This window comes from Streptomyces sp. NPDC005820 (assembly GCF_040630255.1).
Classification (GTDB): Bacteria; Actinomycetota; Actinomycetes; order Streptomycetales; family Streptomycetaceae; genus Streptomyces.
In genome coordinates, this window is the sequence record NZ_JBEXXE010000055.1 from 35,621 (window position 1) to 62,354 (window position 26,734).

The 26,734-nt window shown below is 72.2% G+C and carries 24 protein-coding genes and 1 pseudogene; 15 read left to right on the forward strand and 10 right to left on the reverse strand.

The annotated features are described in order from the left end of the window. Window positions 1–521: 521 nt before the first annotated feature. From ABZ464_RS44195 to ABZ464_RS44240, 10 genes and pseudogenes are all read left to right on the forward strand, one after another. Window positions 522–2,291, forward strand: coding sequence for a hypothetical protein (locus ABZ464_RS44195; protein ID WP_359287584.1), 1,770 nt, complete (start codon window positions 522–524; stop codon window positions 2,289–2,291). Between the two features lie 73 nt (window positions 2,292–2,364). Next, the gene (locus ABZ464_RS44200) at window positions 2,365–2,790 is read left to right on the forward strand and encodes a phage tail protein (RefSeq protein WP_055638848.1); all 426 of its coding nucleotides are present in this window, start codon (window positions 2,365–2,367) and stop codon (window positions 2,788–2,790) included. A 22-nt stretch (window positions 2,791–2,812) separates the two neighbouring features. Beyond that, on the forward strand, window positions 2,813–3,538 hold the full coding sequence (locus ABZ464_RS44205) for a tail protein X (RefSeq protein ID WP_340377506.1): 726 nt from the start codon (window positions 2,813–2,815) through the stop codon (window positions 3,536–3,538). After that, entirely contained in the window at window positions 3,538–5,451 is a 1,914-nt protein-coding gene (locus ABZ464_RS44210) for a VgrG-related protein (protein WP_359287585.1), read from the forward strand. The genes ABZ464_RS44205 and ABZ464_RS44210 overlap by 1 nt, the downstream gene beginning before the upstream one ends. 34 nt (window positions 5,452–5,485) lie before the next feature. Then, window positions 5,486–5,929 carry a GPW/gp25 family protein gene (locus ABZ464_RS44215; RefSeq protein WP_358988151.1) on the forward strand — a complete coding sequence of 148 codons (444 nt, stop codon included), beginning with the start codon at window positions 5,486–5,488 and terminating at the stop codon, window positions 5,927–5,929. Continuing rightward, window positions 5,929–7,887 carry a putative baseplate assembly protein gene (locus tag ABZ464_RS44220; RefSeq protein ID WP_359287586.1) on the forward strand — a complete coding sequence of 653 codons (1,959 nt, stop codon included), beginning with the start codon at window positions 5,929–5,931 and terminating at the stop codon, window positions 7,885–7,887. The genes ABZ464_RS44215 and ABZ464_RS44220 overlap by 1 nt, the downstream gene beginning before the upstream one ends. Before the next feature lie 26 nt (window positions 7,888–7,913). Further along, window positions 7,914–8,474 carry a phage tail protein gene (locus tag ABZ464_RS44225; RefSeq protein WP_059203439.1) on the forward strand — a complete coding sequence of 187 codons (561 nt, stop codon included), beginning with the start codon at window positions 7,914–7,916 and terminating at the stop codon, window positions 8,472–8,474. After that, window positions 8,471–9,847: a zinc ribbon domain-containing protein gene (locus ABZ464_RS44230; RefSeq protein ID WP_359287587.1), complete on the forward strand. Its 1,377-nt coding sequence runs from the start codon at window positions 8,471–8,473 to the stop codon at window positions 9,845–9,847. The genes ABZ464_RS44225 and ABZ464_RS44230 overlap by 4 nt, the downstream gene beginning before the upstream one ends. A gap of 152 nt (window positions 9,848–9,999) precedes the next feature. Next, window positions 10,000–10,455 (forward strand): GtrA family protein, encoded by a 456-nt coding sequence (locus ABZ464_RS44235; protein ID WP_359287588.1) that lies wholly within the window; start codon window positions 10,000–10,002, stop codon window positions 10,453–10,455. Between the two features lie 68 nt (window positions 10,456–10,523). After that, a pseudogene (locus tag ABZ464_RS44240) lies at window positions 10,524–11,792 on the forward strand (MFS transporter). A gap of 37 nt (window positions 11,793–11,829) precedes the next feature. On the opposite strand, the gene ABZ464_RS44245 reads toward ABZ464_RS44240, so the two are convergent. After that, window positions 11,830–12,753: a LysR family transcriptional regulator gene (locus ABZ464_RS44245; protein WP_359287589.1), complete on the reverse strand. Its 924-nt coding sequence runs from the start codon at window positions 12,751–12,753 to the stop codon at window positions 11,830–11,832. Window positions 12,754–12,872: 119 nt separating this feature from the next. Between ABZ464_RS44245 and ABZ464_RS44250 the strand changes: the two genes are divergently transcribed. After that, window positions 12,873–14,081 carry a cysteine desulfurase-like protein gene (locus tag ABZ464_RS44250; protein WP_359287590.1) on the forward strand — a complete coding sequence of 403 codons (1,209 nt, stop codon included), beginning with the start codon at window positions 12,873–12,875 and terminating at the stop codon, window positions 14,079–14,081. Between the two features lie 34 nt (window positions 14,082–14,115). Here the strand turns inward: ABZ464_RS44250 and ABZ464_RS44255 are convergent, their stop codons facing one another. Continuing rightward, window positions 14,116–14,853 carry an SDR family oxidoreductase gene (locus ABZ464_RS44255; RefSeq protein WP_359287591.1) on the reverse strand — a complete coding sequence of 246 codons (738 nt, stop codon included), beginning with the start codon at window positions 14,851–14,853 and terminating at the stop codon, window positions 14,116–14,118. Between the two features lie 93 nt (window positions 14,854–14,946). Here ABZ464_RS44255 and ABZ464_RS44260 point away from each other — a divergent pair, with 93 nt between their 5' ends. Then, window positions 14,947–15,786, forward strand: a complete 840-nt coding sequence (locus ABZ464_RS44260) for a LysR family transcriptional regulator (protein ID WP_359287592.1) — start codon at window positions 14,947–14,949, stop codon at window positions 15,784–15,786. Window positions 15,787–15,798: 12 nt separating this feature from the next. On the opposite strand, the gene ABZ464_RS44265 is transcribed toward ABZ464_RS44260, so the two are convergent. Next, a complete protein-coding gene (locus ABZ464_RS44265) occupies window positions 15,799–16,344 on the reverse strand; it encodes a MarR family transcriptional regulator (RefSeq protein WP_359287593.1) in 546 nt (181 codons plus the stop codon). Between the two features lie 153 nt (window positions 16,345–16,497). Between ABZ464_RS44265 and ABZ464_RS44270 the strand changes: the two genes are divergently transcribed. Further along, entirely contained in the window at window positions 16,498–16,653 is a 156-nt protein-coding gene (locus tag ABZ464_RS44270) for a hypothetical protein (protein ID WP_359287594.1), read from the forward strand. Window positions 16,654–16,776: 123 nt separating this feature from the next. Further along, complete coding sequence (locus tag ABZ464_RS44275; protein ID WP_359287595.1) at window positions 16,777–18,018, forward strand: histidine kinase; 1,242 nt, start codon at window positions 16,777–16,779, stop codon at window positions 18,016–18,018. Between the two features lie 178 nt (window positions 18,019–18,196). Here ABZ464_RS44275 and ABZ464_RS44280 read toward each other — a convergent pair whose 3' ends face one another. After that, window positions 18,197–19,579 (reverse strand): LCP family protein, encoded by a 1,383-nt coding sequence (locus tag ABZ464_RS44280; protein WP_359287596.1) that lies wholly within the window; start codon window positions 19,577–19,579, stop codon window positions 18,197–18,199. Window positions 19,580–19,922: 343 nt separating this feature from the next. Between ABZ464_RS44280 and ABZ464_RS44285 the strand changes: the two genes are divergently transcribed. Beyond that, on the forward strand, window positions 19,923–20,219 hold the full coding sequence (locus tag ABZ464_RS44285; RefSeq protein ID WP_359287597.1) for a hypothetical protein: 297 nt from the start codon (window positions 19,923–19,925) through the stop codon (window positions 20,217–20,219). A 42-nt stretch (window positions 20,220–20,261) separates the two neighbouring features. Here ABZ464_RS44285 and ABZ464_RS44290 read toward each other — a convergent pair whose 3' ends face one another. The 6 genes from ABZ464_RS44290 to ABZ464_RS44315 all read right to left on the reverse strand — a co-directional run bounded on the left by ABZ464_RS44290 (window position 20,262) and on the right by ABZ464_RS44315 (window position 26,722). Beyond that, window positions 20,262–21,473, reverse strand: coding sequence for a transposase (locus tag ABZ464_RS44290; RefSeq protein WP_359287598.1), 1,212 nt, complete (start codon window positions 21,471–21,473; stop codon window positions 20,262–20,264). Beyond that, window positions 21,457–21,909: an IS200/IS605 family transposase gene (gene tnpA, locus ABZ464_RS44295; protein ID WP_359287599.1), complete on the reverse strand. Its 453-nt coding sequence runs from the start codon at window positions 21,907–21,909 to the stop codon at window positions 21,457–21,459. Before tnpA ends, ABZ464_RS44290 begins: the two co-directional genes overlap by 17 nt. A 251-nt stretch (window positions 21,910–22,160) precedes the next feature. Beyond that, entirely contained in the window at window positions 22,161–22,634 is a 474-nt protein-coding gene (locus ABZ464_RS44300; RefSeq protein WP_055635004.1) for a carboxymuconolactone decarboxylase family protein, read from the reverse strand. 90 nt (window positions 22,635–22,724) lie between these two features. Further along, on the reverse strand, window positions 22,725–23,657 hold the full coding sequence (locus ABZ464_RS44305) for a hypothetical protein (protein ID WP_359287600.1): 933 nt from the start codon (window positions 23,655–23,657) through the stop codon (window positions 22,725–22,727). 277 nt (window positions 23,658–23,934) lie between these two features. Then, the gene (locus ABZ464_RS44310; protein ID WP_359287601.1) at window positions 23,935–25,641 is read right to left on the reverse strand and encodes a lysyl oxidase family protein; all 1,707 of its coding nucleotides are present in this window, start codon (window positions 25,639–25,641) and stop codon (window positions 23,935–23,937) included. A 193-nt stretch (window positions 25,642–25,834) separates the two neighbouring features. Next, window positions 25,835–26,722, reverse strand: coding sequence for a hypothetical protein (locus tag ABZ464_RS44315; RefSeq protein WP_359287602.1), 888 nt, complete (start codon window positions 26,720–26,722; stop codon window positions 25,835–25,837). Between the last annotated feature and the right edge of the window lie 12 nt (window positions 26,723–26,734).

A 26,734-nucleotide genomic window follows, 5' to 3' on the forward strand; every position in this document is an offset into this window, starting at 1 on the left:
CACGCCCCGTTTCCCCGCCGTCGGCCACCCCGGCGCGGGGCATCCGGGTGTCCCCGGCGGCACCGCGTCCGGCGACGGCGCCCGCCGTCCCCCTGACCAGGTCGGCCCCGGCCCCGGCCCCGGTGCAGCGGCGCACGCTGCCCGCCCGTCCTCCGTCCACCCCCGTCGCGCCCCGGGGCAACGGCACCGACGGCGAACGTCCGGCGGCCGTAAAGGAACCCGCCCCGGGCCCAGGCCCCTCGGCGGTGGCTGTCCCGGTTCCCCCGCCGGCGGCAGCCGCCGGGGTGGCCACCCCTTCCGGCGGCGGGCACCCCGTACAAGGCCCGGTCCCCGGCCCCGTCGGGCTCCCCGTCCAGCGGGCGGTTGCGCCCGCGCCGGACGACCGACAGGCCGTGCCCCCGACCGCCCAGCCGTCCACGCGCGCGGCTTCACCGACACCCGGGAGCCCCCTCACCACCCCGCGCCCGGCCGACCTCCCCCTCCAGGGGACGGCTTCGCCCGCGCCGGACGACCGACAGACCGTGCCCCCGACCGCCCAGCCGTCCACGCGCGCGGCTTCACCGACACCCGGGAGCCCCCTCACCACCCCGCGCCCGGCCGACCTCCCCCTCCAGGGAACGGCTTCGCCCGCGCCCAAGACCTCCGCCACGGCCCCACCCCCGCACCAGGCCACCGCGCCTTCGGCCAACTCCCTTGTCCAGCGCGCGCTTTCACAGACCCCCAAGGCCCCGCTCACCCCCACACCTTCAGCCGACCTCCCCGTCCAGCGCGCGGCTTCGCCCGAGCCCTCCCCCACGGCCCCGAGCGCGCCCCCAGCAGCCGTCGCCCCCCAGCAGCACAACTCCGCGCCCACGCCCACGCCCACGCCGACGGCGGTCCCCGAGCCCTCCCCCACGGCCCCGAGCGCGCCCCCGGCAGCCGTCGCCCCCCAGCAGCACGGCTCCGCGCCCACGCCCACGCCCACGCCGACGGCGGTCCCCGAACCCTCCGTCCAGCGGGCCGTACCCCCGGCCCCGGTCGCCGACGTGCCCACCCCTGCCCTCCGGCGCCAGGACGGCCGTACCCCCGCAACGGCGGAAAGCGGCTCGCCGACGTCCACCGGGCGTTCCGGCCGGCAGGCCGCCACCCCGGCACCGGGCACCCCGACGCCCGTCCGCCCGACCGCGCCCTCCGCCGCCCCGCACCCCGTCCAGCGGGCCATGACCGCGCCGGCCCCCGGCCGGGCCCCCGCGCCCGTCCCCCCGGCACAGCAAGCCGCGCCCTCCGCCGCCCCGACCGAGGCACCTGCGGTCCAGCGCGCCACCCCCTCCCAGTCCCACCCGCAGAACGGGCCCGGCACCCCTCGACCCCCGGCCGTGCAGCGCGCCGCCGCCCGGCCCGGCGCGCCCGCCCCGCCCGCCACCGCCGCCCGCCCCCGCACCGGCCTCGGCGCACCCCTCCCGGCGTCCGTCAACTCCCCGCGCCCCTCGTCCGGTTCACGCCCCCCGCAGCCGCACACCACCCCCGGCGCAACCGGCACCCCCACACCCCCGGCCGTGCAGCGCACCACCAAGCCCTCCGCGCTCGGCGCCCCCCTCCCCGCCCGCCCTGCCACCCCCGCTCCGGCACCCACCACCCCCGCGCCGATCACCCCTGTCCCGGAAGCGATCCAGCGCGCCCTGGCCCCCACCCCCCAGCCACCCGCCACACACGCCGATGCCCCCACCACCCCCATCCCGGAGGCGATCCAGCGCGCCCTGGCCCCGTCCGTCCAGCCCACGGCCGCTCCCCCCGGCACGCCGACCGCCCACGCCACCGCGCCGTACGCCGCCTCCCACCCCCTTGTGCAGCGCCGCCCGGTCACCGCCCCGGTGCCCCTCCGCCGTCCCGCCCCCGGCAGCGACCGCGTCCCCGTGGTCCAGCCCCGCGCCGCCTCCTTCACCACCCCGCCCCTCCCAGCACCCCCCACCCCCACCCCGCAGCCACCTCTTCCCGCCCCCGCACCCATGCCCCCCACCACGCTCGCGCCCCAACCCACCCCCACCGTCCAGCGACGCGCAGCCCTCGCACCGCCTCCAGCCGCACCCCGCACCCCGGCCACGCCACCCCCCGGCTCCCGTCAGGGAACCGGCCCCGAGACCGCCGGAACCCGCACCACCCCCCAACCCCCCGCCTTCGACCCCCGCGCCCTCACCGACTTCCAGCTCGACGAGCTGACGCACCGCCTCACCGGCCGTATCACCCGCCTCCTACGCACCGAACTCCGCCTGGACCGCGAACGAATCGGCAGACTCCGCGACCCCCGCCACTGACCACCACCGACCACCACCGACCACCACCGACCACCACCCCGCCCGCCGCCCCCAGAAAGGCCAGACCCCCTCGATGTCCCGCGATCTCGACCCGGGCTCCACCATCTTCTTCACCCTGACCATCGACGGCGAGAGCCTCGGTTACTTCAACGGGTGCGAGGGCCTGTCCTCCCAGGTGGAGATCGAGCACCGCCAGGAGGGCGGGAACAACGGCTTCGTCTGGGCGCTCCCCTCCCGCGTCACGTTCTCCAACATCCGCCTCACCCGCCCCCTCACCCCGGACACCGCCAAGGTGGCCAAGTGGATCTCCTCGGTCACGACCGGGGTGACCCGCCCGACCGCGCAGATCGCGGCACTGCGGGCGGACGGTTCCGAGGTGGCCCGGTGGGGGCTCATCGACGTGCTGCCGGTCAGCTGGCAGGGCCCCTCCCTGAACCCCGAGAGCCCGGGCGTCGCCACGGAGGTCCTGGAGATCACGCACCACGGTTTCACCGACTAGGACGGGAAGGGGACCCGACATCATGGCAAAGGGCAGCAGGAGCGGGGCGGGCAAGAGCCTGGTCCGCGCGACCCTCTCGATCCACGAACCGCCGGTCGGCACCAGCACCACACCGGGCGGGCTGCGCAAGTCCTTCGAGTTCGAGTTCAACCCGGCCCAGTTGCAGGTGGCGCGCCGGGCGCTGTGGAAGGTGACGCCGACGGCGGCCGTCCGTGACGGTTCGAAGCCGGAGTTCATGGGGCCGGAGCCGCGCGAGATGAGCGTGGAGATCTTCCTGGACTCCTCCGACCAGCCGGACAGCAACACGGTGATGCAGAAGGTGGAGTCGCTGTTCGACTGCTGCGAGGTCACCACCGGCAGCATCGCCGCGAACCAGCCCTCGCCGCCGTGGGTGGTGTTCCAGTGGGGGTCGTTCTCGACCGTGCACTTCACGGCGTACGTCAGCAGTGTCGACGTCTCGTACACCCTGTTCGGCACGACCGGTGTGCCGATCCGCGCCACCTGTCAGGTGCGGCTGCACGAGATCCCCAGCAAGACCAAGGGGCAGAACCCGACCTCGGGCGCGCTGACCGCGCAGCGGGTGCACCGGGTCGTGGCGGGCGACTCGCTGCAGTCGCTGGCCTGGCGGGAGTACGGCGACACGGCCGCGTGGCGGGACATCGCCGAGGCCAACGGCATCGACGACCCGACCCGGCTGCCCACCGGCATCGAGCTGATCCTGCCGTCCGCGGGGGAGGTGCGTTCCTGATGGTGGCGACCGCGTTCTCCAACATCATCAAGGTCACCCTGGGCGGCAGCCCGCTGCCGCCCGACTTCGCTCCGCTGCTGGTGGAGGGCTGGGTGGACCAGGGGCTCGGGGTGCCCGCCTCGTTCCGGCTGACGTTCCGCGACCCGTACCGGCTCGTCCTCGGCAAACTGGGCGTCAAGTTCGGCACCCCGGTGGTGCTGACGCCGATCGCGGACGGGCAGGGGGCCGGGGATCCGCTGCTCACGGGTGAGGTCTGCGGGCTGGAGGCCGATTACGACGGCACCGGGTCCTTCACCGTCATCCGGGGGTACGACGCCGGCCACCGTCTGATGCGTCAGCGCCGGATCGCCGCGTACCGCAACCAGAGCGCCTCCGACATCGCCCGCAAGCTCGCCGCGCAGGCCGGGGTGCCCGTCGGGAGGATCCAGTCGACGAAGACGGTCTACGAGTTCATCAGCCAGGCCAACGTCACCGACTGGGACTTCCTCGCCCGTCTCGCCGACGAGAACGAGATGGTGATGTCGGTCGACTCCAAGGGGAAGTTCCAGTTCGTCAAGCCCGACCCCGCCTCCGGGGCGCCGCCGACCTCGACACCGGGTGAGAAGAGCCCGTACGTCCTGGAGGCCGGCACCGACATCCTGCGGCTGCGGGCCGCCGTCACCTCCGCCGAGCAGGTCGCCACCGTCGAGGCGCGCGGCTGGGACGTGACGACGAAGAAGAAGCTCACCGCGACCGCGCCCGCCACCACCAACCCCGGCATCAGCATCGGGACGACACCCGGTGAGGCGGCGGCCAAGTTCAAGCCGGCGAAGCTGGTCGACGCGCAGACGCCGTACGACCGGCAGTCGGAGGTGAAGTTCGCCGCCGAGGCCCTCGCCGACGACGTCACCGGGTCCTTCGCCGAGCTGGAGGTCATCGCGCGCGGCACCCCGAAGCTGCGGCCCGGACTGCCCGTCACCCTCGCCGACGTCGGTGCGCCCTTCGAGGGCAAGTACACCGCCACGTCCGTACGGCACGTCTTCGGCGACGGCAAGCACTACGAGGCGTGGGTGACCGTCAGCGGGCGGCAGTGGCGGTCGCTGTACGGGCTCGCCTCCGGCGGCGGGGGCGCCGCCTCGCACAACGGACTGCATCTCCCGGGGACGACGAACGCGCTGGTGACGGACGTACAGGACCCGCTGAAGCAGGGGCGGGTGAAGCTCCAGTTCCCGTGGCTCGACGATGTGTACATCTCCGACTGGACGCGGGTCGCGCAGTGGGGCGGCAAGGACGGCGGGTCGATCTTCCCGCTGGACGTCGGCGACGAGGTGCTGGTCGCCTTCGACCGGGGCGCCCTCGACCACCCGTACGTCATCGGCGGCCTCTACAACGGCAAGGACAAGCCGACGCCCGTGAAGGACGTGCCGCTGCACGACGGGGCGCGGCGGCGGGCCGCCCGGCACACCCTCTCCGACCGGGACGGCAACCGCGTCGACCTGCTCAGCCAGAAGACCGGCGGCCGTAAGCAAGGGGTCAGGGTGACGTCCGGGGACGACAGGCTCGTCATCAACCTGGACCGTACGAAGACCGAGATCACCGTCGACAGCAAGGGCACCGTCAAGATCACGGGCACCCGGTCGGTGTCCGTCGAGGCCGGCACCGATCTCACCCTGAGCGCGGGCCGCAAGCTCACCATCAAGAGCGGCGGGCTGCTCGACATCCGCGGCACCGGCGCGGTCAACCTCAAGTCGCTGACCAGCGTCGTCGCCGTGGACGCGCTGGGCGCGCTCAGCCTGAAGGCGGGCGGCGCGGCCACCGTCACCGCGGGCGGCACCGTCCAGGTCAACGCCACCGCCAACGTGGGCATCCGGGCCGCGACGCTGCTGCTCCAGGGCGTCGTGATGGTCAACAACAAGCCGTATCCGATCCCGTGAGAGCCGGGCATTCCCCCAGAAGGGTGGCCCTCTGATGGCCGAACAGTTCGTCGGGTCGGGCTGGGCGTTCCCCCTGCGGATCGGCCCCACCGGAGGCATCGCCATGGTCAGCGGCGAGCGCGAGATCGAGGAGGCGATCCGGCTGATCCTCGCCACCGCGCCGGGCGAGCGCCCCATGCGCCCGGAGTTCGGCTGCGCCATCCACGACCTGGTGTTCGCCCCGGTCAACGAGGCGACGGCGGGCCGGATCCAGCACGAGGTGTACACCAGCCTGGACCGCTGGGAGCCGCGCATCGAGGTCAACGACGTCGAGGTGACGGCCGGCGCCGAGCAGGGCGTGCTCTGGATCGACGTCCGCTACTCCATCCGCGGGACCAACAACCCGCGCAGTCTCGTCTTCCCCTTCTACGTCATTCCGTCCCACGAAGAGCCGGGTCTGCCCGGCCCCTCCGGTACGGCTTCCGAAAGCGACCGCTGATGGCCCTGCCCTCCCCCAACCTGGACGACCGCCGCTTCCAGCAGTTCGTCGACGACGCCAAGCGCTACATCCAGCAGCGCGCGCCGGAGTGGACCGACCACAACGTGTCCGACCCGGGCGTCACGCTCGTCGAGACGGTCGCGCACATGGCCGACCAGATCGTCTACCGCCTCAACCGGGTCCCCGACAAGAACCACCTCGCCTTCCTGGACCTGGTCGGCATCCGCCTCTTCCCGCCGTCCGCGGCCCGCACCGACGTCACCTTCTGGCTGTCGGCGCCCCAGGAGGAGCCGGTGCTGCTGCCGGCCGGCACCGAGGTGGCGACCCTCCGCACGGAGAGCGAGGAGGCGGTCGTCTTCGCGACGGAACGCGAACTCTCCGTCGTACCGAGCGAGTTGTCGCATCTGGTCGTCCAGCGGCAGGGCGCGCCGGTCACCGACCTGACCACCGACCTCGCCGAGGGCAAGGACGTGCTGTGCTTCGCCGAGGCCCCGCGCCCCGGCGACTGCATGCTGCTCGGCCTGAGCGCCGCCGTCCCGCACTGCGCGGTCGCCCTGGAACTCGACAGCCGTGTCGACGGTGTCGGCGTCGACCCCCGGCAGCCCCCGCTGGTCTGGGAGGCGTGGACGGAGGACGGCTGGCAGCCCTGCGAGGTCGACCGCGACGGCACCGGCGGCCTCAACCGCCCCGGCGAGGTCGTCCTGCACATCCCCGGCGGCCACGTCCTGTCCCGCTCCGGCGGCCAGGAGGCGGGCTGGCTGCGCTGCCGCGTCACCGAACCGCTGGTCGGCCAGCCCTTCTACACCACCTCCCCGACGGTCCGTTCCGCCGAGGCCTTCACGGTCGGCGGCACGGCCCCCGCCGTCCACGCCGAGACCGTCGACGACGAGAACCTCGGCGAGTCGACGGGCCTGCCCGGCCAGCGCCTCCGTCTCGCGAACACCCCCGTCGTCGGCGACGACCCGCCGGTCCTGCTCCAGACCGCCGAGCACGAGGGCTGGGTGGACTGGCAGGTCGTCCCGCACTTCGCCGCCTCCGGCCCGGAGGACCGCCACATCACCCTCGACGCCGCCACCGGCGAGATCGCCTTCGGCCCGTCCGTCCGCGAACCCGACGGCACACTGCGCCAGTACGGCGCCGTCGCCCCCAAGGGCGCCTTCGTCCGCGCCCGCCGCTACCGCACGGGCGGCGGCCGGGCCGGCAACGTGGCCCGGGGCGCGGTGCGGGTGCTGCGCACCTCCGTGCCGTACGTCTCCGAGGTCGTCAACCGGGAGGCCGCGCGCGGCGGCGTCGACGGCGAGACGGTGGAGGAGGCGAAGCTCCGCGCGCCGATCACGCTGCGCGCCCAGGAGCGCGCCGTGACCCTGCGCGACTACGAGGAGCTGGCCCGCCGGGCGGCCCCCGAGACCGCCCGCATCACCTGCCTGGAGGGCGAGCCCGACGAGCACGGCTCGTACGCGGTACGGGTCCTGGTGGTCCCCCAGGCGGTCCCGGACCCCGGCGGCCGCCTCCGCTTCGAGCAGTTGGTCCCCGGCGACGCCATGCTGGACCGGATCATGCGGCACCTGGACGAACGCCGTCTGATCGGGACCCGGTTGGCGGTCGGCCCGCCCTACTACCAGGGCGTCACGGTGGTCGCCACGGTCCACGCCTTCCGCGGCGTCGACACCGACCGCGTCCGCCGCCAGGCCCACGACGCCCTCTACCGGCACCTCGACCCGCTGACCGGCGGCGCGGACGGCAGGGGCTGGCCGTTCGGGCGTCCGGTGCAGTCCGGCGAGGTGTTCGCGGTGCTGCAGCGCGTCCCGGGGGTGGAGCTGGTCGACCAGGTCACCCTGCACCCCGCCGACCCGCTGACCGGCAAGCGCGGCGACGCGACCGACCGCATCGATCTGGCGGCGCCGGCGCTGGTGTTCTCGTACGACCACCGGGTCCGCGTGATCGGGGACGGGTCGTGAGGGACCCGTTGGAAGAGGGTGGGTCGATGAGGGGTTCCGTGGACGGGCTCGGGTCCTCCGCGCCGATCGGGGCGATGCTGCCCGCCGTCTTCGCCGACGACGACCTCGCGCAACGCTTCGTCGGCGGCCTGGACGACGTACTCGCCCCCATCCTCAACGTCCTCGACTGCCTGCCCGCCTACTTCGACCCGGCGCTCGCCCCGGTCGACTTCACCCGCTGGCTGGCGGGCTGGGTCGGCGCGGAGACCGACGGCACGGAACCGGAGCCGAGGCTGCGGGCCGCCGTCGCCGCGGCCGCGTATCTGCACCGGGTGCGCGGCACCCGCCGGGGGCTGGCCGAGGCCGTACGGCTGGCGTTCGGTGTGGAGCCGGAGATCGAGGAGAGCGGCGGCTCGGCGTGGAGCGCCCGCCCCCTCGGCCCGTTCCCCGGCGACGCCCGCCCCCACCTCCATGTCACGGTCCGCCTGCCCGACCCCGGCCCGGCGGACGAACACCGCCTGGACGCCCTCGTGGCCGCCGCCCGCCCCGCCCACATGCCCTACACGGTCAAGGTGACCGTCGCCGAAAGGACCCCGGAGAGAAGATGACCACCCAGAACTGCCCCGAGTGCGGCACCCGGGCGGAACCCGGCCAGTCCTTCTGCGACGCGTGCGGAGCCGTACTGAGCTGGACGGACCGCGACCGTGACCGGGCTCCGGCGAGGGCGGGAACAGCAAGCTCCGGTACGGCGTCCTCGGCATCCTCCGAGACGGGCACGCCCCGTGCCTCCACTACGACGGCTGCGGCGCCGAACGCCTCGACCCGCACCCGGGACGAGGCCGAACCCGAACCCGAGGCCGAAGCCGAGGACCGCTCCCCGGCACCCCGACCGGCAGACGCCCGGAACACCCCCGCCGAGCCCTCCGAACCGACCGGCACTGACGAATCCGAGGACGACGAGGACGACGAGGACACGACGGAGACCCCCCTCCCGCCCCTCCCCCCGGAGACGACCCCCGCCCCCTCCGCCACCCCGGACTCCAACGGAACCGCGCCCACCACCCCCACCCCCGCCATGGGCGACACGATGGCGGCCCGGGCCCGTTCCCTCCTGGTCCCCGTCGCCGATCCGGAGGAGCCCGCGCCGGCGCCTCCCTCCGTGGCGCCGGTATTGCCGGGTGTCCCGGTGGCGGACCGGCCGCAGGTCCGCACGCCGGGCCCGGTGCAGGGCGAGGCGAACGGCATCGCGTGCCCCTGGTGCGCCACCCCGAACCGCCCCGACCGGCACTACTGCTCGCGCTGTGCGATGCCCATGACCCTGGAGGACCGTTCCTCGGTCCGGCTGCCGTGGTGGCGACGGCTGTTCGGGCGGGGCGGCGAGACGCCGTGGGCCGGGGACCGCCCGCGTCTGCGCCGTACGTTCGACCGGATCCTGACGTGGGTGATGGCCGCGGTCGTCCTCACGCTGCTGATCGTCGCCGGGGTGAAGGCGCCGGACGCGGTGCAGGCGACCAAGGACCACTTCGCGAAGCGGGCGGCGGTGGGGCCGGACTCGTTCGCGGCGTCCCGTTCGTACCCGGGCCACAAGCCCGACCTGGCCTTCGACAAGATCAACAACACCTGGTGGGGTCCGGGGGTCTCGCAGTCGGGCGAGGGCGAGTGGATCGAGGCCCGCTTCAACGAGCCGACCCGACTGCTGGACCTGGTCATCACGCCGGGCACCTCGACCCGCGCCGAGCAGCTCACCGCGTCGGCCCTGCCGCACCGCGTGAAGGCGACGATCACCCTGAAGGACGGCACCACGACGACCCGTGAACTGGTCCTCGACCAGCAGGCGGGCGGCCAGCGCCGCGCCTTCCGGGTCGGCGAGGTCACCAAGGTCCGCTTCACGATCGAGTCGGCGTACGGGGCGTCGGCGAGCAAGCAGGTGGCGATAGCGGAGATCGAGTTCTTCGGCCCGTCGAGCGCGAACGGGTCGTAGGAGGGCGTTGGGGAGGGGCCGACCGCGGTCGGCCCCTCCCGCATGTGCGGGACACCCCTCGGCAGACTTGCTTGCGTAACTCAAGCAATAGTTTTATAGTTGCCTGAGTTAAGCAATGGACCTGCCCCTCTGCCCGCTGCGGAAGGACCCCCGTGTTCGCCTCCTTCATCCGCTTCGTCGCCTTCGGCGGCGGCACCGGAGTCCTGTGCAGCCTCGCGGTCCCCCTGCTGGCGGAGTCGATGCCCTGGACCCTGGCGAACGCCCTGATCACGATCGCCTCGACCCTCCTGTGCACCGAACTCCACGCCCGCTACACCTTCCGCACCGGCCGCCGCGCGAGCTGGCGCAGCCACTGGCAGTCGGCGGGCTCGGCGGCGGCGGCCTACGCGGCGACGAGCGTGGCGGTCCTCACCCTCCACGCCCTCACCCCGTCCCCCGGCCTGCTGACGGAACAGCTGGTCTACCTGAGCGCGTCGGCCCTGGCGGGCACAGGCCGCTTCGTGATCCTGCGGCTGGTGGTCTTCGCGACCCCCGCGACCACGCCCACGCCGGCCCGACCGGCCCGCAAGGCCGCATGGGACCGCCCGTTGATCCCGGTCACCGGATGACGGTGACGACGAGCCGCGGCTGAGGACGGCTTGGCTTCTTTTCCGGTGACCAATATCCTGCGCGAACGATGACCGGCACCACGGAGGCCCTCGGTGGGTCGGCTGCAGTCGACAATGCGGCACGAAGTGTCACGGGCCCGTTCTACGTATACGCCGTGCTCGCCAACACGCTGTTCCAGCGCGGCGTATTCGTCCTCTTCCTTCAGCAGCGAGGCTTCTCCGCCGGGCAAGTGGCCCTACTGTAGACCCTGCTCTACCTGGTCAGCGGACTTGCGGAGTTGCCGACGGGCGTCATCGCCGACCGAATCGGCAGGCGAGCGAGCATCGTGATCGGCCAGACGCTGATAGCCGGATGTCTGCTCGGTCAAGTGGCCTTCTCCGACTACCGGGTGTTCCTGACGCTGTTCATCGGGCAGGGCGTGGGCATGGCATGCGTGTCCGGTTCGGACACCGCCCTGCTGTACGACCTGCTCGTGCGGCGTGGTGCAACGGCCGGCTACGTCAGGATCAAGTCCCGGTTCACCATGCTCGGGACGGTCACCTCGGGAGCCGCCATCGTCCTCGGCGGCCAGCTGCAGCGGATTTCCTGGGGAGTCGTCTACGTCGGTTCGGCGGCGTGCCTCGCCCTGGCCGTGGTGGCGCTGATGTCACGGGTGCCCGAGATCCGCGGCGCGGACGCGGTGGACGAGCAGGACGGAGCCGAGGAGCACGGCGACGCCACGGCATGGCGGGCGATGCTTCGGGTCGCCACTCCGGCCCTCGTGACGCTTGTCGTGGTGTCCGGACTGATGCATGCGACTTTGACGCCGTACATCATTTTCACGCAGAAGACCCTCTCCGATCAGGGAGCGGGCACCGCACTGGTCGGCGTGGTCATCTCGGCGGGATTCTTCGCCGGCGGACTCACTCCGCTGCTGTCGGACCGCGCGGACCGGCGCATCGGGTATCGGGTCATGGTCCCGGTGTCCCTCCTGACGCTCGCCGCGGCGCTCGGCCTGAGCGGCCTCGGCCTTGTCCCGGTCACCGTCGCCGCGTTCCTGACCCTGGTCGGGATTCCCGAGATCACCGCCGTGATCGTGGATAACGTGTTCAACGAGGCCGTGCCGTCGCGCCATCGGGCGAGCCTGCTGTCGATGATCGCATTCGTGGAGTCGGCGCTCATCGGCATCGGCTATCTCGTCCTCGGCTCGCTCATGGACAGGCTGGGCTCCGGTGTGGGCATGGCCGCCTACGCCGCGGTCCCCCTGCTGGCATGTCTCCTGTGGCTCCCGGTGCTCTTCCGAGGGGCCCGGGTGACCACCGGAATCGAGAGGCCCGCCGGCCAAAAGGCGTCCTGAGACACCGCGTTCACCAGCACCACCGACGATCGGGCCCTCACCGCCCGACCCCCGTCAACGCCTCCGCCAGCAACGCCAACAGTTCCTCGACCACCGGATGCCGGACGCCCGGGCGGCTCACGGCCAGGATCTCGCGGTGCAGTGGTGTGGCCTCGGGCGGGAGGGCGACCCGTTCGACCCGAGGGCGGTCGGTGTCCCCGCCGAGGAGGGTCGCCGGGATCAGGCCCACCGCGAGGCCCGCTCCGATCATGGCCAGCATGCTGTGCAGGTCCTCGGTCTCCAGGGTCACCTCGGGGGAGATGCCCAGCTCTCCGGCCCAGCGGTGCAGCAGGCGCCGGTCGGGGCTGCGGGCGTGGCCCGAGGTCCATTCCATCGTGAGGCAGTCGGTCAGCTCCCACGGGCGGGCGTCCGGGCGCGGGCCCGCGACGAGGACCAGGGGCTCGTGGCCCAGGGAGGTGACGTTCCAGTCGGCGGACGGGATCGGCGGGTCCTCGGGCAGATAGCGGTACGCGATGAGCAGGTCCAGGTCTCCCGAGGTGACCCTCGGCAGCCCCTCGTGCGTCTCCACGATCACCAGACGGATCCGGGCGCCCCGGCGGCGGGGGCGGAGCGTGGCCAGCACGCCGGGGAGCAGATGGCTCATCGCGCTCGGGTAGGCGCCGACGCGCAGTTCGGCGATGTCCCGGTCCGCGATACGGGCCGCGGCGTCCTGGAAACGCGCGGTCGCCTCGAAGAGCGTGCCCGCCGCCTGGGCGAGGGAGCGGCCGGCCGCGGTGAGGATCAGCCGGCTGCCGGGACGGCGTACCAGCAGTTCGACGCCCAGGTCCCGCTCCAGGGCGGCGATGTGCTGGGACACGGCGGAGGGGACATAGCCGAGGGCCGCCGCGGCTTCGGCCATCGAGCCGCGGTTCACCACGGCCAGGAAGGTGGACAGCAGTTTCAGGTCGGGTTGAGGCCTCATGGACTTCATGAACGGTGAACTCTCCCTTCTCGATCCATCGCTTTACGTGTCCCGCGGCCGGGTGTCAGAGTCTAGAAAGTCCGCTTCCGGAAAGTCCGCGTCTGCCGAAAGCCGAGGCCATGGCCATCGACCTGACCGCCCTTCGGGCCCACTTCCCCTCCCTCGACGGGGGCCTCGCCTTCTTCGACGGTCCGGGCGGCACCCAGACGCCCCGCCCCGTCGCCGACGCCATCGCCGCGACGCTGACCGGCCCGCTCTCCAACCGGGGGACCGTCAGCGACTCCGAGCTGAACGCCGAGCGCGCCGTCGCGGAGTTCCGCGCCGCCTACGCCGACCTGCTCGCCGTACCCGCGAACGGGGTCGTCCACGGACGCAGCGCCACCCAGCTCACGTACGACTTCTCCCGTCACCTGGCCAAGGACTGGCGGGCCGGCGACGAGATCGTCCTCAGCCGGCTGGACCACGACTGCAATGTCCGCCCCTGGGTCCAGGCCGCCGAGCGCGCCGGGGTCACCGTCCGCTGGATCGAGATCGACGGCGAGACGGCGGAGCTCGACCTCGCCTCGTACGAGCGGGCCCTGTCGTCCAGGACGCGGCTGGTCGCGGTCACGGCGGCCTCGAACGTGCTGGGCACCAAGCCGCCGGTCCGCCGCATCGCCGACCTGGCGCACGAGGCCGGCGCGCTGGTGTACGTGGACGGCGTGCACTACGCCGCACACCACCTGGTGGACGTCCCCGCGCTCGGCGCCGACCTGTTCGTCTGCTCGCCGTACAAGTTCCTCGGACCGCACTGCGGGGTCCTCGCGGGAGCCCCCGCATTCCTCGAGACCCTCCGCCCGGACAAGCTCCTGCCGTCCCCCGACACCGTCCCGGAGCGCTTCGAGTTCGGCACCCTGCCCTACGAGGTCCTGGCGGGCGCCACCGCGGCCGTGGACTTCCTCGCCACGCTCGACCCGGGCCCGGGCACCGCGCGCCGGGAGCGGCTCGCGCACTCGCTCGACGCCCTGCACGCGCACGAGCAGGTGCTGCGCGGCAGGCTGGAGGACGGGCTGCGCGCCCTGGGGGACGCCGTCACCGTGCACTCGGTCGCGGCCGACCGCACCCCGACGCTCCTCATGACCCTCGAAGGCCGCGACGCCCGCGAGGCCCAGGTCCACCTGGCGGCGCACGGCGTCCTGGCCCCCGCCGGCTCGTTCTACGCGTACGAGCCCTTCACCGCCCTGAAACTCCGGGACCCGGCCCTTCGGGTCGGTCTGGCGCCGTACAACACCGTCGAGGAGGTGGACCGCTTCCTCGACGGCCTCGCCTCCTTCCTCGCCGGGGCGTGAACCGGCCGGACGACTGCCCCCCGGCACACCGCCATCACCAGGGCACGACACCGTCGTCGTCGAACAGCAGGCCGGTGGGGCCGTCGTCGGGCAGCGTCGCCAGCCGGACGGCGATCGCCGCGCCCTGCTCGGGGGTCGCCGTGCCGCTGAAACCGTTGAGGTCGGTGGCCACATAGCCGGGGCAGGCGGCGTTGACCAGGATGCCGGCGCCGCTCAGCTCCTTGGCGTACTGGACGGTGACGGCGTTGAGGAAGGTCTTCGTCGGCGCGTAGGCCCCGCTGATCCCGCCGAGGTCCACACCGGGAGTGGTCTGCAGGGTCAGCGAGCCGACATGGCTGGACTGGTTGACGATGCGGGGGTGCGCCGAGCGGCGCAGCAGCGGCAGCATCGTGTTGGTGACCCGGACGACACCGAGGACGTTGGTCTCCACCAGCCGCCGTACGGTCCCCAGGTCGAGGGTCGACGGCTCCTCCGGCCAACCGCCCGCGACACCGGCGTTGTTGACCAGCACGTCGAGGCGTCCCGCCCGTTCCTCGATCAACCGCGCCGCTGCCGTCACGCTCTCGTCGTCGGTCACGTCCAGGGGCACGGCGAACGCGTCGGCGCCGGCCGCGCGCAGTTTCGCCACGGCGTCCGCCCCGCGCCGCTCGTCCCGGGCGCCGACCCCGACGCTCCAGCCCCGTGCGCCGAGCCCCGCCGCGATCTCGTACCCGATTCCCTTGTTCGCGCCGGTGACCAGCGCGATCGTCTTCTCGCTCATGCCAGCGAGCATGGCCGCGCGGCGCCCGGGCACCAACACCGTCCGGGTATGGCGGCGATACCCGGGCGGCATCGATCGGCCGTCCGCCGGGACTACCGTGCAGCCATGGAGATACGCGAGCTGCGCTACTTCGTCGCCCTCGCCGAGGAACTGCACTTCGGCCGGGCCGCCGAGCGTCTGGAGATGGCCCAGCCGCCCCTGTCCCGCGCGATCGCCCGGCTCGAACTGCGGCTCGGGGTCACCCTGTTGGAGCGCAGCAGCCGCAGCGTCGCGCTCACCGAGGCCGGGGCTGTCCTGCTGGCCGAGGGGCGGGCGATCCTCGGCGCGGTGGCGGCGGCCGAGCGGCGTACCCGGCAGGCCGCGCGGCCGCGCCCCCGCCTGGTCCTCGCCGTGAAGTCCGGCACCGGCGGCGAGTTGCTGGCCGAACTGCTCGACGCCTACCGCGCGGAGCCCGGTGCGGCCACCGTCGAGCTGCTGCTCTGCGAGGCGCACCAGCCGCAGCAGGCGCTGCGGGACGGGCGGGCGGATGTGGCGCTGCTGCATCTGCCCTTCGACTCGGCGGCCGGACTCGACACCGAAGTCCTGTGCACCGAGGGGCAGGTGGCGATCCTGCCCGCCGCCCACCCCCTGGCCGGCCGCTCCCGGATCCGGTCGGCGGAGGTCGCGGCGCTGCCGGAACTCCCGATGGCCCGCTGGCCCGGCCCCGACGGCGGCTACCCGCCGGGTCCGGGGGCGGAGGTACGGAACCTGACCCAGCTCTTCCAGCTGATCGCGCTCGGCCGCACCACCGTGATCGTGCCCGAGTCCGCCGGCGCCGACCTGCGCCGGGATCTCGCCGCCGTGCCGGTCCTGGACGCGCCGCCGGTGACCACAGTGATCGCCTGGCCGCCGCAGAGCCGGCTGCGCACGGCCGCCGACCTGGTCCGCGTGGCGACCCACCTCTGAGGCAGGGGGCGCTCAGGCGCCCTCCACCGCCCCCTCCACCGCCCCCTCCACCGCAGCGTCCAGCGCCGCCTCCGCATGGGTCACGAAGTCCCTCACCAACCGCTCGAAGAGCGAGGCCAGCCGGTGCAGATCGTCCGGTCCCCAGTCGACGAGGGCCGCCTCCATGCCGCGCAGGCCCGCGGCGCGGATGCGTCGTACGGCGGTCCGGCCGGCGTCGGTCAGCTGGATCAGCTGGGCGCGGCGGTCCTCGGGGTCGGGGACCCGGGTGACGTAGCCGGCCTGCTCCAGGTGCCGGAGCTGGCGGGTGACGTGGGAGGCCTCCACGGAGAGGCGGACGGCGAGGACGCCGGGGCGCAGCATCTCGTCCTCGGCGAGGTGGCGCAGGATCGCCACGGCGGCCCGGTCGAGGGGGAAGCCGGCGAGGGACATCAGCCGCTCGTGCTGGCGGGCGCGGCCGGCCAGGTACGTGATGCGCGTCAGGGACTGTTCGATCGCGATCACGTCGGTGGCGACCGGGGGCGGGGAGGGGGAGAGGGAGGGGGACGGTGGTATCGGCATTACCCCACAGTACAGATACTTGCCTAACTCAAGCAAGATCCTCAATCACCAGCCCGCCACCTCTCGACATTCGTTGCTTGACTTAAGTAACTCCAATATGCTTGCCTAACTCAAGCAATAAACAGCAAGGCAACAACTCCCCCAGGAGCCCCCGTGCGCCACGCCACCATCACCCCCGCCAGAAGGTCCCGCACCCGCCGCCCCGGCCGTCACCACCCCACGGCCGTACGACCCTCCCCCGCACCCGCGACCTGGACCGTCATGCCCCTCTGGCAGGCGCTGGCCCTGGACACGGGAGGCCGCTCATGACGACCGTCTGCCTCCTGCTCCTCCCCGCCACCGCCCTGGGCGCCCTCGCCCTCGCCTCCGCCTGGCACGGCTGGGGGCACCCCCGCCCCACCGGCTGAACCGCCGCGACAGGACCCCACTCCCATGAGCTCCCCGCCACCCAGGCCCGTCGAACTCCGCCCCCGCCCCACCGACGCCCTGCTCGCCGCCGCTCTCTTCGCCTGTTCCTTCCCGGGCAGTGCGATCACCTTCCCCGGCCAGGAACCCGCCGTCCCCTGGTGGCCCGGTGTCCTCCTCGCCGCCGTCGCCAGTGCCGCGCTGGTACCGCGCCGTACGCGTCCGCGCCGTACCGTCCTCGTCACCCTCGGCTGCGCGGTGGCCGCGTCCGCGCTCGGGTATCTGCTGACCGTGCTGCTGCTGGCGCCCCTGATGCTCGCCCTGTACTCGCTGGCCGCCGCCACCGACCGCCGGACCGCGAACACCTTCACCTTCGTCGCCGTCGTACTGCTGATCGGCACCGGGCTCCTGGCCGGACCGCCCGGCGAACCCCTGGTCCTCAAGCTGGTCGGGCCCGCCGCCTGGCTGCTGCTGCCGACCTCGCTCGGCACGGTGAACCGGCTGCGCGCCGCCTACCTGGACGCCGTACGGGCCCGGGCCGAGCACGCCGAGCGGACCCGGGAGGAGGAGGCCCGGCGCCGGGTCACCGAGGAGCGGATGCGGATCGCCCGGGATCTGCACGATGTCGTCGCCCATCACCTCGTCCTGGCGAATCTCCAGGCGGGCGCCGTGGCACGGCAGTTGCCCGCCCGGCCGCAGGACGCCGCCCGGCTCACCGCCGAGCTGGCCGGCACCACCGCCTCGGCGCTGCGCGAACTCAAGGCCACGGTCGGGCTGTTGAGACAGGACGGCGACGACCACACCGACCGGCACACCGACACGCACACCGACCGGCACACCGTCCGGGCCATGACGCCGGCCCCCGGTCTCGCCCAACTCCCGCAGCTCGCCGCCTCCTTCCGCGGCGCCGGTCTCGAGGTCACCGTCAGCACCGAGGGCGAGCCCCGCCCGCTCACCGCCGGCGCCGACCTCACGGCGTACCGGATCGTGCAGGAGGCCCTCACCAACGTCACCAAGCACGCGGCCGTCGGCACGGCGGACGTACGGCTCGTGTACGCCGACGACCGGCTGGCCCTCTCGGTCACCGACGACGGGGGGAAGCGGCCGGCCGCCGTCGGCGGCGGTGGCTACGGGCTCATCGGGATGCGGGAGCGGGCCCGTTCGGCGGGCGGGCGGGTACGGACGGGGCACCGGCCCGACGGCGGCTTCGAGGTCGTCACCGAGCTGCCGCTGCAGGGGGGCACAACGAACGAGTCCCACCCCGCCTGAAACGGGATGGGACTCGTCATCGGAGCGCCGGGCAGGCCTTGCACCTGCATTTCCCCGCAGGAAGCGGGGCGTCTTTCCTTGGACCACCAACGCAGAGGTCGTTCACCGTTTTTGTTTCCCGGTGACCGGCTCAAGATCAACCTTACAGCATTTCCCGAGCACTCACGACCGCTGATGATCAAGCGACGTCTTCCACCTTCAGGTCCGGTCCCACGACGACCGTGACCACGCCGGCCGTCGCCGAGGCGTCCTGCACCGCACGGGCGTTCGGGATGCGCGAGGCGAGTGCGGCGGCCTGGCGTTCCAGTCCGGCCGGGTAGGTGACGGTGGTCTTCGTGACCGTCGAGGGCGCGTTGCCGGTGCCGGCGAGGCTGTAGCCGGCCTCGGTGAGCCGCTCGGCGACGGCCGCCGCCCGGCCGCCGATGCCGGTGCCGTTGAGGACCTGGAACTTCACCGAGGACGCGTACACCACGTCCTTCTTCGCGGCCTCCACCTGCGCCTTGGTGACCTCCTTGTCGTTGGCCAGGGAGGTGAACAGGTCGGCGGCCTGCGGGTACTGCCAGACGACGTTGGCCTTGTCGGTGGGCTGGTCGGCCTCCCGCCCGTAGTTGGGCACGGTGACGAAGGCCAGGCGGTCGCTGTCGATGCCCTTCAGTTCGTTCGCCAGCCCGTACAGCGGCTCGATGCCGGCCAGATCGGGGTCGGCGGTGAGGGACTTGGTGACGGACTGCAGGAAGCCGTACATCGCGTCGGCGTCCGTGAGCTTGGACTTGGCCTTCTTCGCCATGGCGTCCATGAACTCCTGCTGGCGGCCGATGCGTCCGATGTCGGAGCCGTCGCCCACGCTGTAGCGGGTGCGGACGTAACCGAGGGCCTTCTCGCCCTTGATCGTCTGGCAGCCCGCATCCAGGTCCAGATGGGCCTTCTCGTCGTGGATGGCCGCCTCGGGACAGACCTCGATGCCCTCCAGCGCGTCGACCATGCCCTTGAAGCCGGAGAAGTCGATCGACATGAAGTGGTCGATGCGCAGACCCGTGTTGGCCTCGATGGTCTTGATGCTGCACGCGGCGGCCCCGGCGACCTCGCCGCCGCTGCCGCCGATCGCGAACGCCTCGTTGATCTTGAAGTGGTGGGAGGAGGACGTGCCCCCGTCGCCCTTCTGGCAGGAAGGTATCTCCACCCAGGAGTCACGCGGGAAGGAGACGACCGAGGCCCACTCGCGGTTCGCGGGGATGTGCAGCACCATCAGCGTGTCCGACTGCATGGTGGTCAGGTCCTTGCCGTACTTGGCGTTGGCGCCGTCCCGGCTGTCGGACCCGACGAGCAGGATGTTCTTCGAGCCCGGGCTGAGGTTCTGGGGGCGGTCCGCGCCCAGCTTGCCGTCGACGTCGGCCCGTTCGATGTTGTTGTTGAGGTCCTGGTAGATCCAGGCGCCGACGCCGCCGACCGCGAGGACGACCAGGGCGGTCACCCCGCCGCCCCAGGCGACGATCCGCCCGCGCCGCGTCAGCCTCGTACGGCCGCCGCCACGGCTCCTGTTCCCCCGGCCGACCGACTCCATCGGAGTGTGTCCACGCCTTCTCGTTCCGCTCACCGGCGCTCGTCCCTCCGCATCGGCCGTTACCCCGTACACCGTGCTCGGGTCGCCGGCGTGGTCACCGCCGAACGCCGGAACACTACACGCAGGTAGGAATACGTCCGGCGAGCACAGACGACTCAGGAGACTCACATCGTCGCCCGATGGTTGCCCTCCGACGCAGATCAGACGGCACATCAGCCCACCCCCGCGCGCCCCGTCCCGCACCCCCGCGCCCTCCGTTTGCCGAGCGCCGCGCCCTCGGGCACGGCAGTCCGACGACCAAGATCTACGGCGACACCAGCACGTTCGTCGGAAGGTCTGCCCCATGTCCGTACCCGCGCCCCTGGACCACTCGGCTTCCGCTTACTCCCTCGCCCACGCCTACTGGCTCGCCGAGGCCGCCCGCGCCGCCTACCGGTCCCCCGAGCAGGCGGAACGGCTCACCCGCTCCTGGGGCTTCGACCGCTTCCGCCACTTCTCCTCGCCGCACACCATGCCCCCGACGCCGACGGCCGACTCCACGACCACATGCCGGCGCTCGGCCTGCTCGCCGACAAGGCGAAGGGCGCCACCGCCGACCCCTTCGCCCCCGCGTCGGACGGCATCCGCGACCACTTCGTGACTCCTCCCCCCGGATAAATCCGGGGGGCTTCTCCTGTCGTGGCTAGGCCACGGCGGGAAGGACCAGCCCGGCCCTGATAGCGACGTTGAGTGCGCCGACCTGATCGGCGTTGGCGGTGTGTCCGCAACTGGTGCACTCGAACTTCTCTTGTGTGGTGCGGTTCTCGCCGGACACGTGCCCGCAGGCGGGGCAGGTGCGGGAGGTGTTGCGGGGGTCCACCGGGATCAGTACACGACCGGCGCTTTCAGCCTTGTGCGCGAGGATGCCCAGGAACACCCCCCAACCCGCGTCGTGGATGCTCTTGTTCAGCCCGGCCTTCGCGGCAGCACCGTTCGGGAGGAACGCGCCGGGGATTTCGGGGTCGGGCTTGGGCTTGGGCGCGCGGACCATGTTGACGATGCTCAGGCGCTCGTGCGCGATCGTGTCGTAGGCGCGGACCATCGCCAGCGCGGTCTTGTGCGCGTGGTCGGTGCGCTGACGTCGTACCTTGCGGTGCAGAGCGGCGACCTTCTCGACCGCCCGGCGGTGCTTCGCGCTGCGGTTGTCCCGCTTGCACCGGGGGAACGCCTTGAGTGCTCGCTGAGCGTCGGCGAGGGCTTCGGCGCCCAGCCGCCCGTGCCTCGGGCTGGGCTGGTGCTCGCCCTCAGAGGTGGTGAGAAAGTGGGCTACGCCCATGTCGATGCCGGTCACGGTGCCGGTCGCGGGGAGCGGTTCGGCGGGTACTTCGTCGCAGGCGAGGATGACGTACCACTGCCGTCCCTCGCGTTTGATGCTGACGGTCCTGACCCGGCCGCGCACCGGGCGGTGCTGATGCGCGCGGATGTGTCCGACGCCTTGCAGCCGGACGCGGGTGACCGGGTCGTGCGGGGTGGAGTCCCAGCGGCAGCCGTCGCCGTCCTTGGGGAAGTCCACCGTGTCGAACCAGTTCACCCCACGAAAACGCGGATAGCCGGGCTTCTCCCCGTCCTTGACTCGCCGGAAGAAGGCCTGCATCGCCTTGTCCAGGCGGCGCAGGGTGGCCTGCTGCGAGGAGAACGACCAGCGGCCCTGACGCTCCGGATCGAACGCCCGGATCTCCTTGAGCTGTGCGGACTGGTCGCCGTACTTGATGCTCGTCTTCGAGCTGTGCCGGTAGGCGTCGCGGCGTTCCTGTAAAGCCCCGTTGTAGAGCGAGCAGTGATCCCGCAGCATCTCGGACAGGGCTTGCGTCTGACGGACCGTGGGGCGCAGGAGGAACTTATACGCGCGGTGCACGCTCGGCGTCCTCCTCCTGCTTCTTCGTCCAGGGTCGTTCCCACTGGGTGTTGATGTACCTCTCCACCGTGTCCGCGCTGACCGCGCCGGCTGAGGCGACGAAGAACGACGACGACCACAGGGTGGGCATCTGCGACTTCAGGTGCGGGAACTCCTGACGGAGCACGCGTGAGGTGAAGCCCTTGAACTGGTTCGCGACGTAAGAAGCGGAGGCTTTCGGCTCGTGCTTGACGAACAGGTGCACGTGGTCGGGCATCACCTCAAGAGCGATGATCTCCCAGCCCTTCTCAGCGGCCTTCGCCTCGAGCAGCTCACGCAGTCGTACCGCGACACGCCCACCGAGAACCCGACGGCGGTACTTCGGGCACCACACCACGTGCAGCCCCAAGTCGTACACGCCGCCGGAGTACCGGCGAACCTTCCGCGTCACGCTCACAACGATCACTATATACGTGACACACATCTAGTCGGCCGGGGTTAACAGTGCAGATCCGTGCTCATAGTTGAGGCCAGAGCAGCCCAGAGAAGCGATTCCCCCCACGCGTAAACGCGCGGGTCCCCTCGCTAGATAACTGATGGACGCGTACGTGACCCTTCTGGAGAAGAACCTCGACCGAGCGCGGGGACGGGGGTGAGGCGACCGCCCCCGGTCACCCCGCCCCTCGCACCGTTCCGCCCCGCTCCTCCTCAGCCGAACATGCCCGGCCGGTAGTCGCCCGCCGGCTGCTGGACGACGACGTTGAGGCGGTTGTAGGCGTTGATCAGGGCGATGAGGGAAACGAGGGCGGCGAGCTGGTCCTCGTCGTAGTGCTTGGCGGCGTTCTCCCAGGCCGCGTCCGTGACGCCGCCCGCCGCGTCCGCGATACGGGTGCCCTGCTCGGTCAGCTCCAGGGCGGCGCGCTCGGCCTCGGTGAAGACCTTGGCCTCCCGCCAGGCCGCGACGAGGTACAGGCGCTGGGCGGTCTCGCCGGCGTGCGCGGCGTCCTTGCTGTGCATGTCGGTGCAGAAGCCGCAGCCGTTGATCTGGCTGGCGCGGAGCTTCACCAGCTCCTGGGTAGCCGCCGGCAGGGTGGAGTCGGCGATCACCTTGCCGGCCGAGTTGATGTACCGGGTGAACTTGCCGGCGACCGGGTTGGCGAAGAGGTTGAGGCGCGCGTCCATGGTGATCTCCTCGTGAGCTCGCTGTCTGCTGGTTACACCTCTCTGACGGAACGGCCCGGACGAGTGTGACCGCCCTGAATGTGACCTGCGTCACCTTGGCTGCAGGGGGCCCGCCGCCCGCTCCACGTCCGAGCGGAGGGTGGGCCGGACCGCGTCGGTGAAGGCGGGCACATAGGGCCACATCACCTGCTCACGGCGGTGGAGAACGGGGGTGGCGGCCCAGACGACACCGTTGCGGTCGGTCCAGTGCGGCCAGAAGGGGGCCATGCCCCGGGCCAGGTCGGCGCGGACCCGCTCCACGAGGGCGCCGGGCACCGGGGTGAGCCGGGGCGGCGGGGTACGCCGGCCGGGCAGGGGCCCCCGGAAGCCGACACCGTGACGGCGGCGCAGCAGAACGACCTCGACGACGGCCGTGACGGTCACACCGATCGGGCCCGCGAGCAGCGCCACCCAATAGGAGGGGAGCGGGCGGGAGCCGGGGTGGGCCTGGGCGAAGTCGATCAGGAGAGAGTGGGCCGACGCGGTCAGCCAGGCCAGGGGAACGCTCGCCGGCGGGCGGACCAGGGGATGCCCGCCGACTCCGAAGGCGTTGCGGTGCACGAGGAAGAGGACCGAGCCGAAGAACACCGTCAGCCAGGGGACCAGGAACAGCGCCGGGAGGATCCAGACGGCGGAGGGGAGGTGGTAGTCGTAGCCCTGGAGGGCCCAGTAGACGGAGAGGGCGCAGAAGGCGGCCGTGATCAGGGCGGTGAGAAGGGGGCGCAGGCACAGGCGGAGGACCCGGCCGCGGGTGCCGGGGCGGGCCAGGGCGACGAGCGGGGCGCAGGCCAGGAGCAGCGCCACCGGGCCGGTGCCGAGCATCAGCAGGGCGTCGGTGAAGCCCTGTTCGACGGGATCGAGCAGCCCCTCGCCGGTCAGGAGCCCGGCCAGGAGGGCGAGGATCCCGAGTCCGAGCAGGGCACGGGGCAGCAGCAGCCGCTCGATGAGCGGATCGACGGCCTGTTCGGCGAGGGTGGACGCCACCGCCCCGCCCGGGAGGCCGAGGTCGGCGGCGCTGAACCCGAGGACGCGGAACGGGCCGTAGATCCGGGCCGCGAGCCGCCAGGGCAGGAGGAGGTCGAGTGCCCAGGCGCCCCGCCCGCCGAGGCGGGCCGGGGCGGGCCGGGGCGGGCGGGACGCGGTAGGGCGGCCGGTCGTAGGGGTCGGTGGCGGGGGTCGTGGATGCGGCGCTCATGACGGCGCTCATCCTGACATGTCCGCCACCAACCCCTCGGGGGGAATTACATCAACCCCTCTGGGATCACGGCGCGTTGATCAGGTCGTACGGCGGGACCTTCACCGTGCGGTGACCGGGCGTGCCGCCCAGGACGACCTTGCGGTAGGAGACGTTGTTGTTGACGTTGGTCTCCTTCAGGCGCTTGGCCGGGTTGGCCACCACCTGGATGTAGTACGTCCCGTTCGCCAGGTCGGTGATGTCGAAGGACTGGCCCGGACGGTACTGGGTGTAGGTGTCACCGGAGCCGACGTCGAGGACCTCACGGACGGAGATGGAGCTCTTCTGGCCGCAGGCGGTGGACAGGTCGGTGTTGTACGGGTGCCAGTTGGCGTTCTTCACCGTGTAGTCGACCGCGTCGGTGTTGGCGAGGCAGAAGGCCTCCTTGCCGCTCTTGACGATGTCGGTCTTGTCGGCGGAGAGCAGGTGGTAGCTGGCGAAGTCGGTGAAGTGCCAGTGCTCGTGGCCGATCCGCGGGTCCCACTCCATGGTGCCGGCGGGGGTGTAGCCGATCTGCTTGCCCTTGGCGTCGTAGAAGTACTGGTACGAGTCCATCAGGTCGGCGCCCGGCTTGCGGAAGCCGTCCACGACGAGCGGCGCGGGGCCGGCGTTCCAGACGTTGGCGCTGAAGGCGAGGTAGTCGCGGCCGGCGGCGTCGCCGTCCTCGCCGTCGGTGATGGCGATGTCCCAGGCCGGCAGCGACCGCAGGTCCGGCTTGGGCGCGTTGGCGGGAACGGCCGCGCGTCCGCTCGGCCGCTTGCTGTTGGCCTTGAGCGCGGGCGCGATGCGCGAGCCGTCGGTGTGGCCGGAGCCGTCCCCGAGGTGGTGGGCGAGACCGCGGTCCTCGAGGGCGTGGGAGAGGGCCGAGGGCACGGGCGCGTCGGCGCCGCGCGGCCCGTAGTGGTGCCCGCCGCCGGACATGTCCATCCCGGCCATGCCGCTGTGGTCCATGCCGGCCATGTCGTGCGACATGGCGGAGGAGCCGCGGGTGAGCCCGGCCCCGCCGCCACCGCCGCCTTCGGTGTTCTGGCGGACGGTCACCTTGATGGTCGGCTGGGTGTTGGGGATGCCGAAGAGATCCCGGTACTTCTTCGCGATCGACACCTTGGCCGTGTACTCACCGGGCGCCAGGTCCACCGGGTGGTCGTAGTCCTGGGTGGTGGTGTTGGCCGCCCAGCCCTTCTCCACACCCCACACCGAGCCCAGCGTGAACGGGTTGGTGGGGCAGCTCTCCGGATAGTGCGAGGTGGCGGGCGCGTCGGGGCGCAGCCGTCCGGAGGCGTTGTTCGGGCAGAAGGTGCTCTTGATCTTCTTCACCTCCGTCCCTGCGCTGTTCTTCACGGAGACCTCCAGGAAGTCCGGCAGCCCCTTGAAGTCCTTGACGAGCCCGGCGGGCAGCTTCTTCGTGGTCACCTTCGACCCGTTGCGCAGGATCTGCTGCACGACGACCGGGTCCTTGTACGACTTGCGCGTGGTCTTGAACTCCAGCGGCGCGTTGTCGACGGTCAGATAGGTGCCGAGGTCGAAGTCGAGCTGGAAGCCCCCGTCCCACTCGTACCGGTCGAGCGTCACCGCGTTCGACGCGGCGATCAGCTTCAGCTTCGGCTTCCCTGCGGTGCTCTGCGGCGCCGCGCCGGCGCCGGGGGCGGCCCCGGCGACGGCGACGACGGTGAGCGCGGCCCCCGCGGCGAACGCGCCGCGCTTGAGGCCCTTACGGTGTTGCGATCTGGTCATCGGTTCCTCGTCTGCGAGTGCCATGGTCAGTGGCATCGGACAGGCCAGCCCACACCCCGGCCATCACCCGCGGGCGCACCCCACGCACCCGCCGGCCGAGGACTGTGAGCACTCTGTGAGACAGGTAAAGGGCGGGTCAGGGTTGCCTGCTGAAGAGGAATCGTTGACGGAACATCACGAGGTGCCGGGTGGCTCAGAGTCCGTACCGGCCCTTCAGGTGGCGCCAGAAGTCGCGGAGCATCCACTTGTCGAAGTCGGTGATCTGGGTGGCGGTGCCGGCGTTCATGAGGAAGCAGCACTGGCCGGTGGGGGTCCAGTCGTAGAAGTCGTCGAGGCCGAAGGTGTGGCCGACCTCGTGGAGGTAGATGTGGATGTTCTCCTGGGCGAGGGCCCCCACGAAGTACTCCTGGCCGACGCGCTGGCCCCAGTCACCGCCGGCGCCGCCCTGGAAGCCCTTGGTGAGCCAGAGGGACTGGTCGTAGTGGCGGGTGGTGCCGCCGGGGCAGCGGGAGTAGTTGCCGTCCTGGTGGAAGAAGCGGCCGCAGTCGGGGGCGCACTGCGGGGCGCCGGCGCCGTCGAGGATGCCGGAGTAGATGTCCACCGAGGTGTCCGTCCACTGGAGCTGGGCGCGGTCCCGGACCGCCCAGCCGACGATGTTGACGGGGACGGTGGTGTAGGGCCAGTTGTCGTAGCCCCGGCCGTTCTCGACCTGGGCCGCCATCCACTTCGCGAACTGCTTCTTCAGGGCCGCGTGGATCCGGTCGCGCAGGGCGGTGCTGACGGGGGCGTCGGACTCCCAGCGGACGCAGTAGTTGACGCTGCCCCGGTTGGCCATGACCTGGTCCCAGCCGTAGTTGCGGAAGCCGTAGAGGTCGGGGTAGGTGGAGGAGACGTGGTTCCAGACCTCGTTCAGGGGCTGGACGAGGGTGGTGGGCGGGTTCCACTCCTCGGCGGCCTCGGCGCGGGGGGCCGCGACGCCGGTGGTGTGGAGGAGGGCGGCGAGGGCCGCGAGGACGGTGAACAGTCGTGCCAGGTGCCGTGCGTGCCTGTGCGGGCTGCGGTGCCTGTGGTTTCTGCGCATGGTTGGCTCCTT

Excerpts from the sequence above, each read along its gene's own strand:
- ABZ464_RS44200 (WP_055638848.1), top strand. The coding sequence starts at position 2,365 with ATGTCCCGCGATCTCGACCCGGGCTCCACCATCTTCTTCACCCTGACC.
- ABZ464_RS44205 (WP_340377506.1), top strand. The coding sequence starts at position 2,813 with ATGGCAAAGGGCAGCAGGAGCGGGGCGGGCAAGAGCCTGGTCCGCGCG.
- ABZ464_RS44210 (WP_359287585.1), top strand. The coding sequence starts at position 3,538 with ATGGTGGCGACCGCGTTCTCCAACATCATCAAGGTCACCCTGGGCGGC.
- ABZ464_RS44215 (WP_358988151.1), top strand. The coding sequence starts at position 5,486 with ATGGCCGAACAGTTCGTCGGGTCGGGCTGGGCGTTCCCCCTGCGGATC.
- ABZ464_RS44220 (WP_359287586.1), top strand. The coding sequence starts at position 5,929 with ATGGCCCTGCCCTCCCCCAACCTGGACGACCGCCGCTTCCAGCAGTTC.
- ABZ464_RS44225 (WP_059203439.1), top strand. The coding sequence starts at position 7,914 with ATGAGGGGTTCCGTGGACGGGCTCGGGTCCTCCGCGCCGATCGGGGCG.
- ABZ464_RS44230 (WP_359287587.1), top strand. The coding sequence starts at position 8,471 with ATGACCACCCAGAACTGCCCCGAGTGCGGCACCCGGGCGGAACCCGGC.
- ABZ464_RS44245 (WP_359287589.1), bottom strand. The coding sequence starts at position 12,753 with ATGAGGCCTCAACCCGACCTGAAACTGCTGTCCACCTTCCTGGCCGTG.
- ABZ464_RS44250 (WP_359287590.1), top strand. The coding sequence starts at position 12,873 with ATGGCCATCGACCTGACCGCCCTTCGGGCCCACTTCCCCTCCCTCGAC.
- ABZ464_RS44255 (WP_359287591.1), bottom strand. The coding sequence starts at position 14,853 with ATGCTCGCTGGCATGAGCGAGAAGACGATCGCGCTGGTCACCGGCGCG.
- ABZ464_RS44260 (WP_359287592.1), top strand. The coding sequence starts at position 14,947 with ATGGAGATACGCGAGCTGCGCTACTTCGTCGCCCTCGCCGAGGAACTG.
- ABZ464_RS44265 (WP_359287593.1), bottom strand. The coding sequence starts at position 16,344 with ATGCCGATACCACCGTCCCCCTCCCTCTCCCCCTCCCCGCCCCCGGTC.
- ABZ464_RS44275 (WP_359287595.1), top strand. The coding sequence starts at position 16,777 with ATGAGCTCCCCGCCACCCAGGCCCGTCGAACTCCGCCCCCGCCCCACC.
- ABZ464_RS44280 (WP_359287596.1), bottom strand. The coding sequence starts at position 19,579 with ATGGAGTCGGTCGGCCGGGGGAACAGGAGCCGTGGCGGCGGCCGTACG.
- ABZ464_RS44285 (WP_359287597.1), top strand. The coding sequence starts at position 19,923 with ATGTCCGTACCCGCGCCCCTGGACCACTCGGCTTCCGCTTACTCCCTC.
- ABZ464_RS44300 (WP_055635004.1), bottom strand. The coding sequence starts at position 22,634 with ATGGACGCGCGCCTCAACCTCTTCGCCAACCCGGTCGCCGGCAAGTTC.
- ABZ464_RS44310 (WP_359287601.1), bottom strand. The coding sequence starts at position 25,641 with ATGACCAGATCGCAACACCGTAAGGGCCTCAAGCGCGGCGCGTTCGCC.
- ABZ464_RS44315 (WP_359287602.1), bottom strand. The coding sequence starts at position 26,722 with ATGCGCAGAAACCACAGGCACCGCAGCCCGCACAGGCACGCACGGCAC.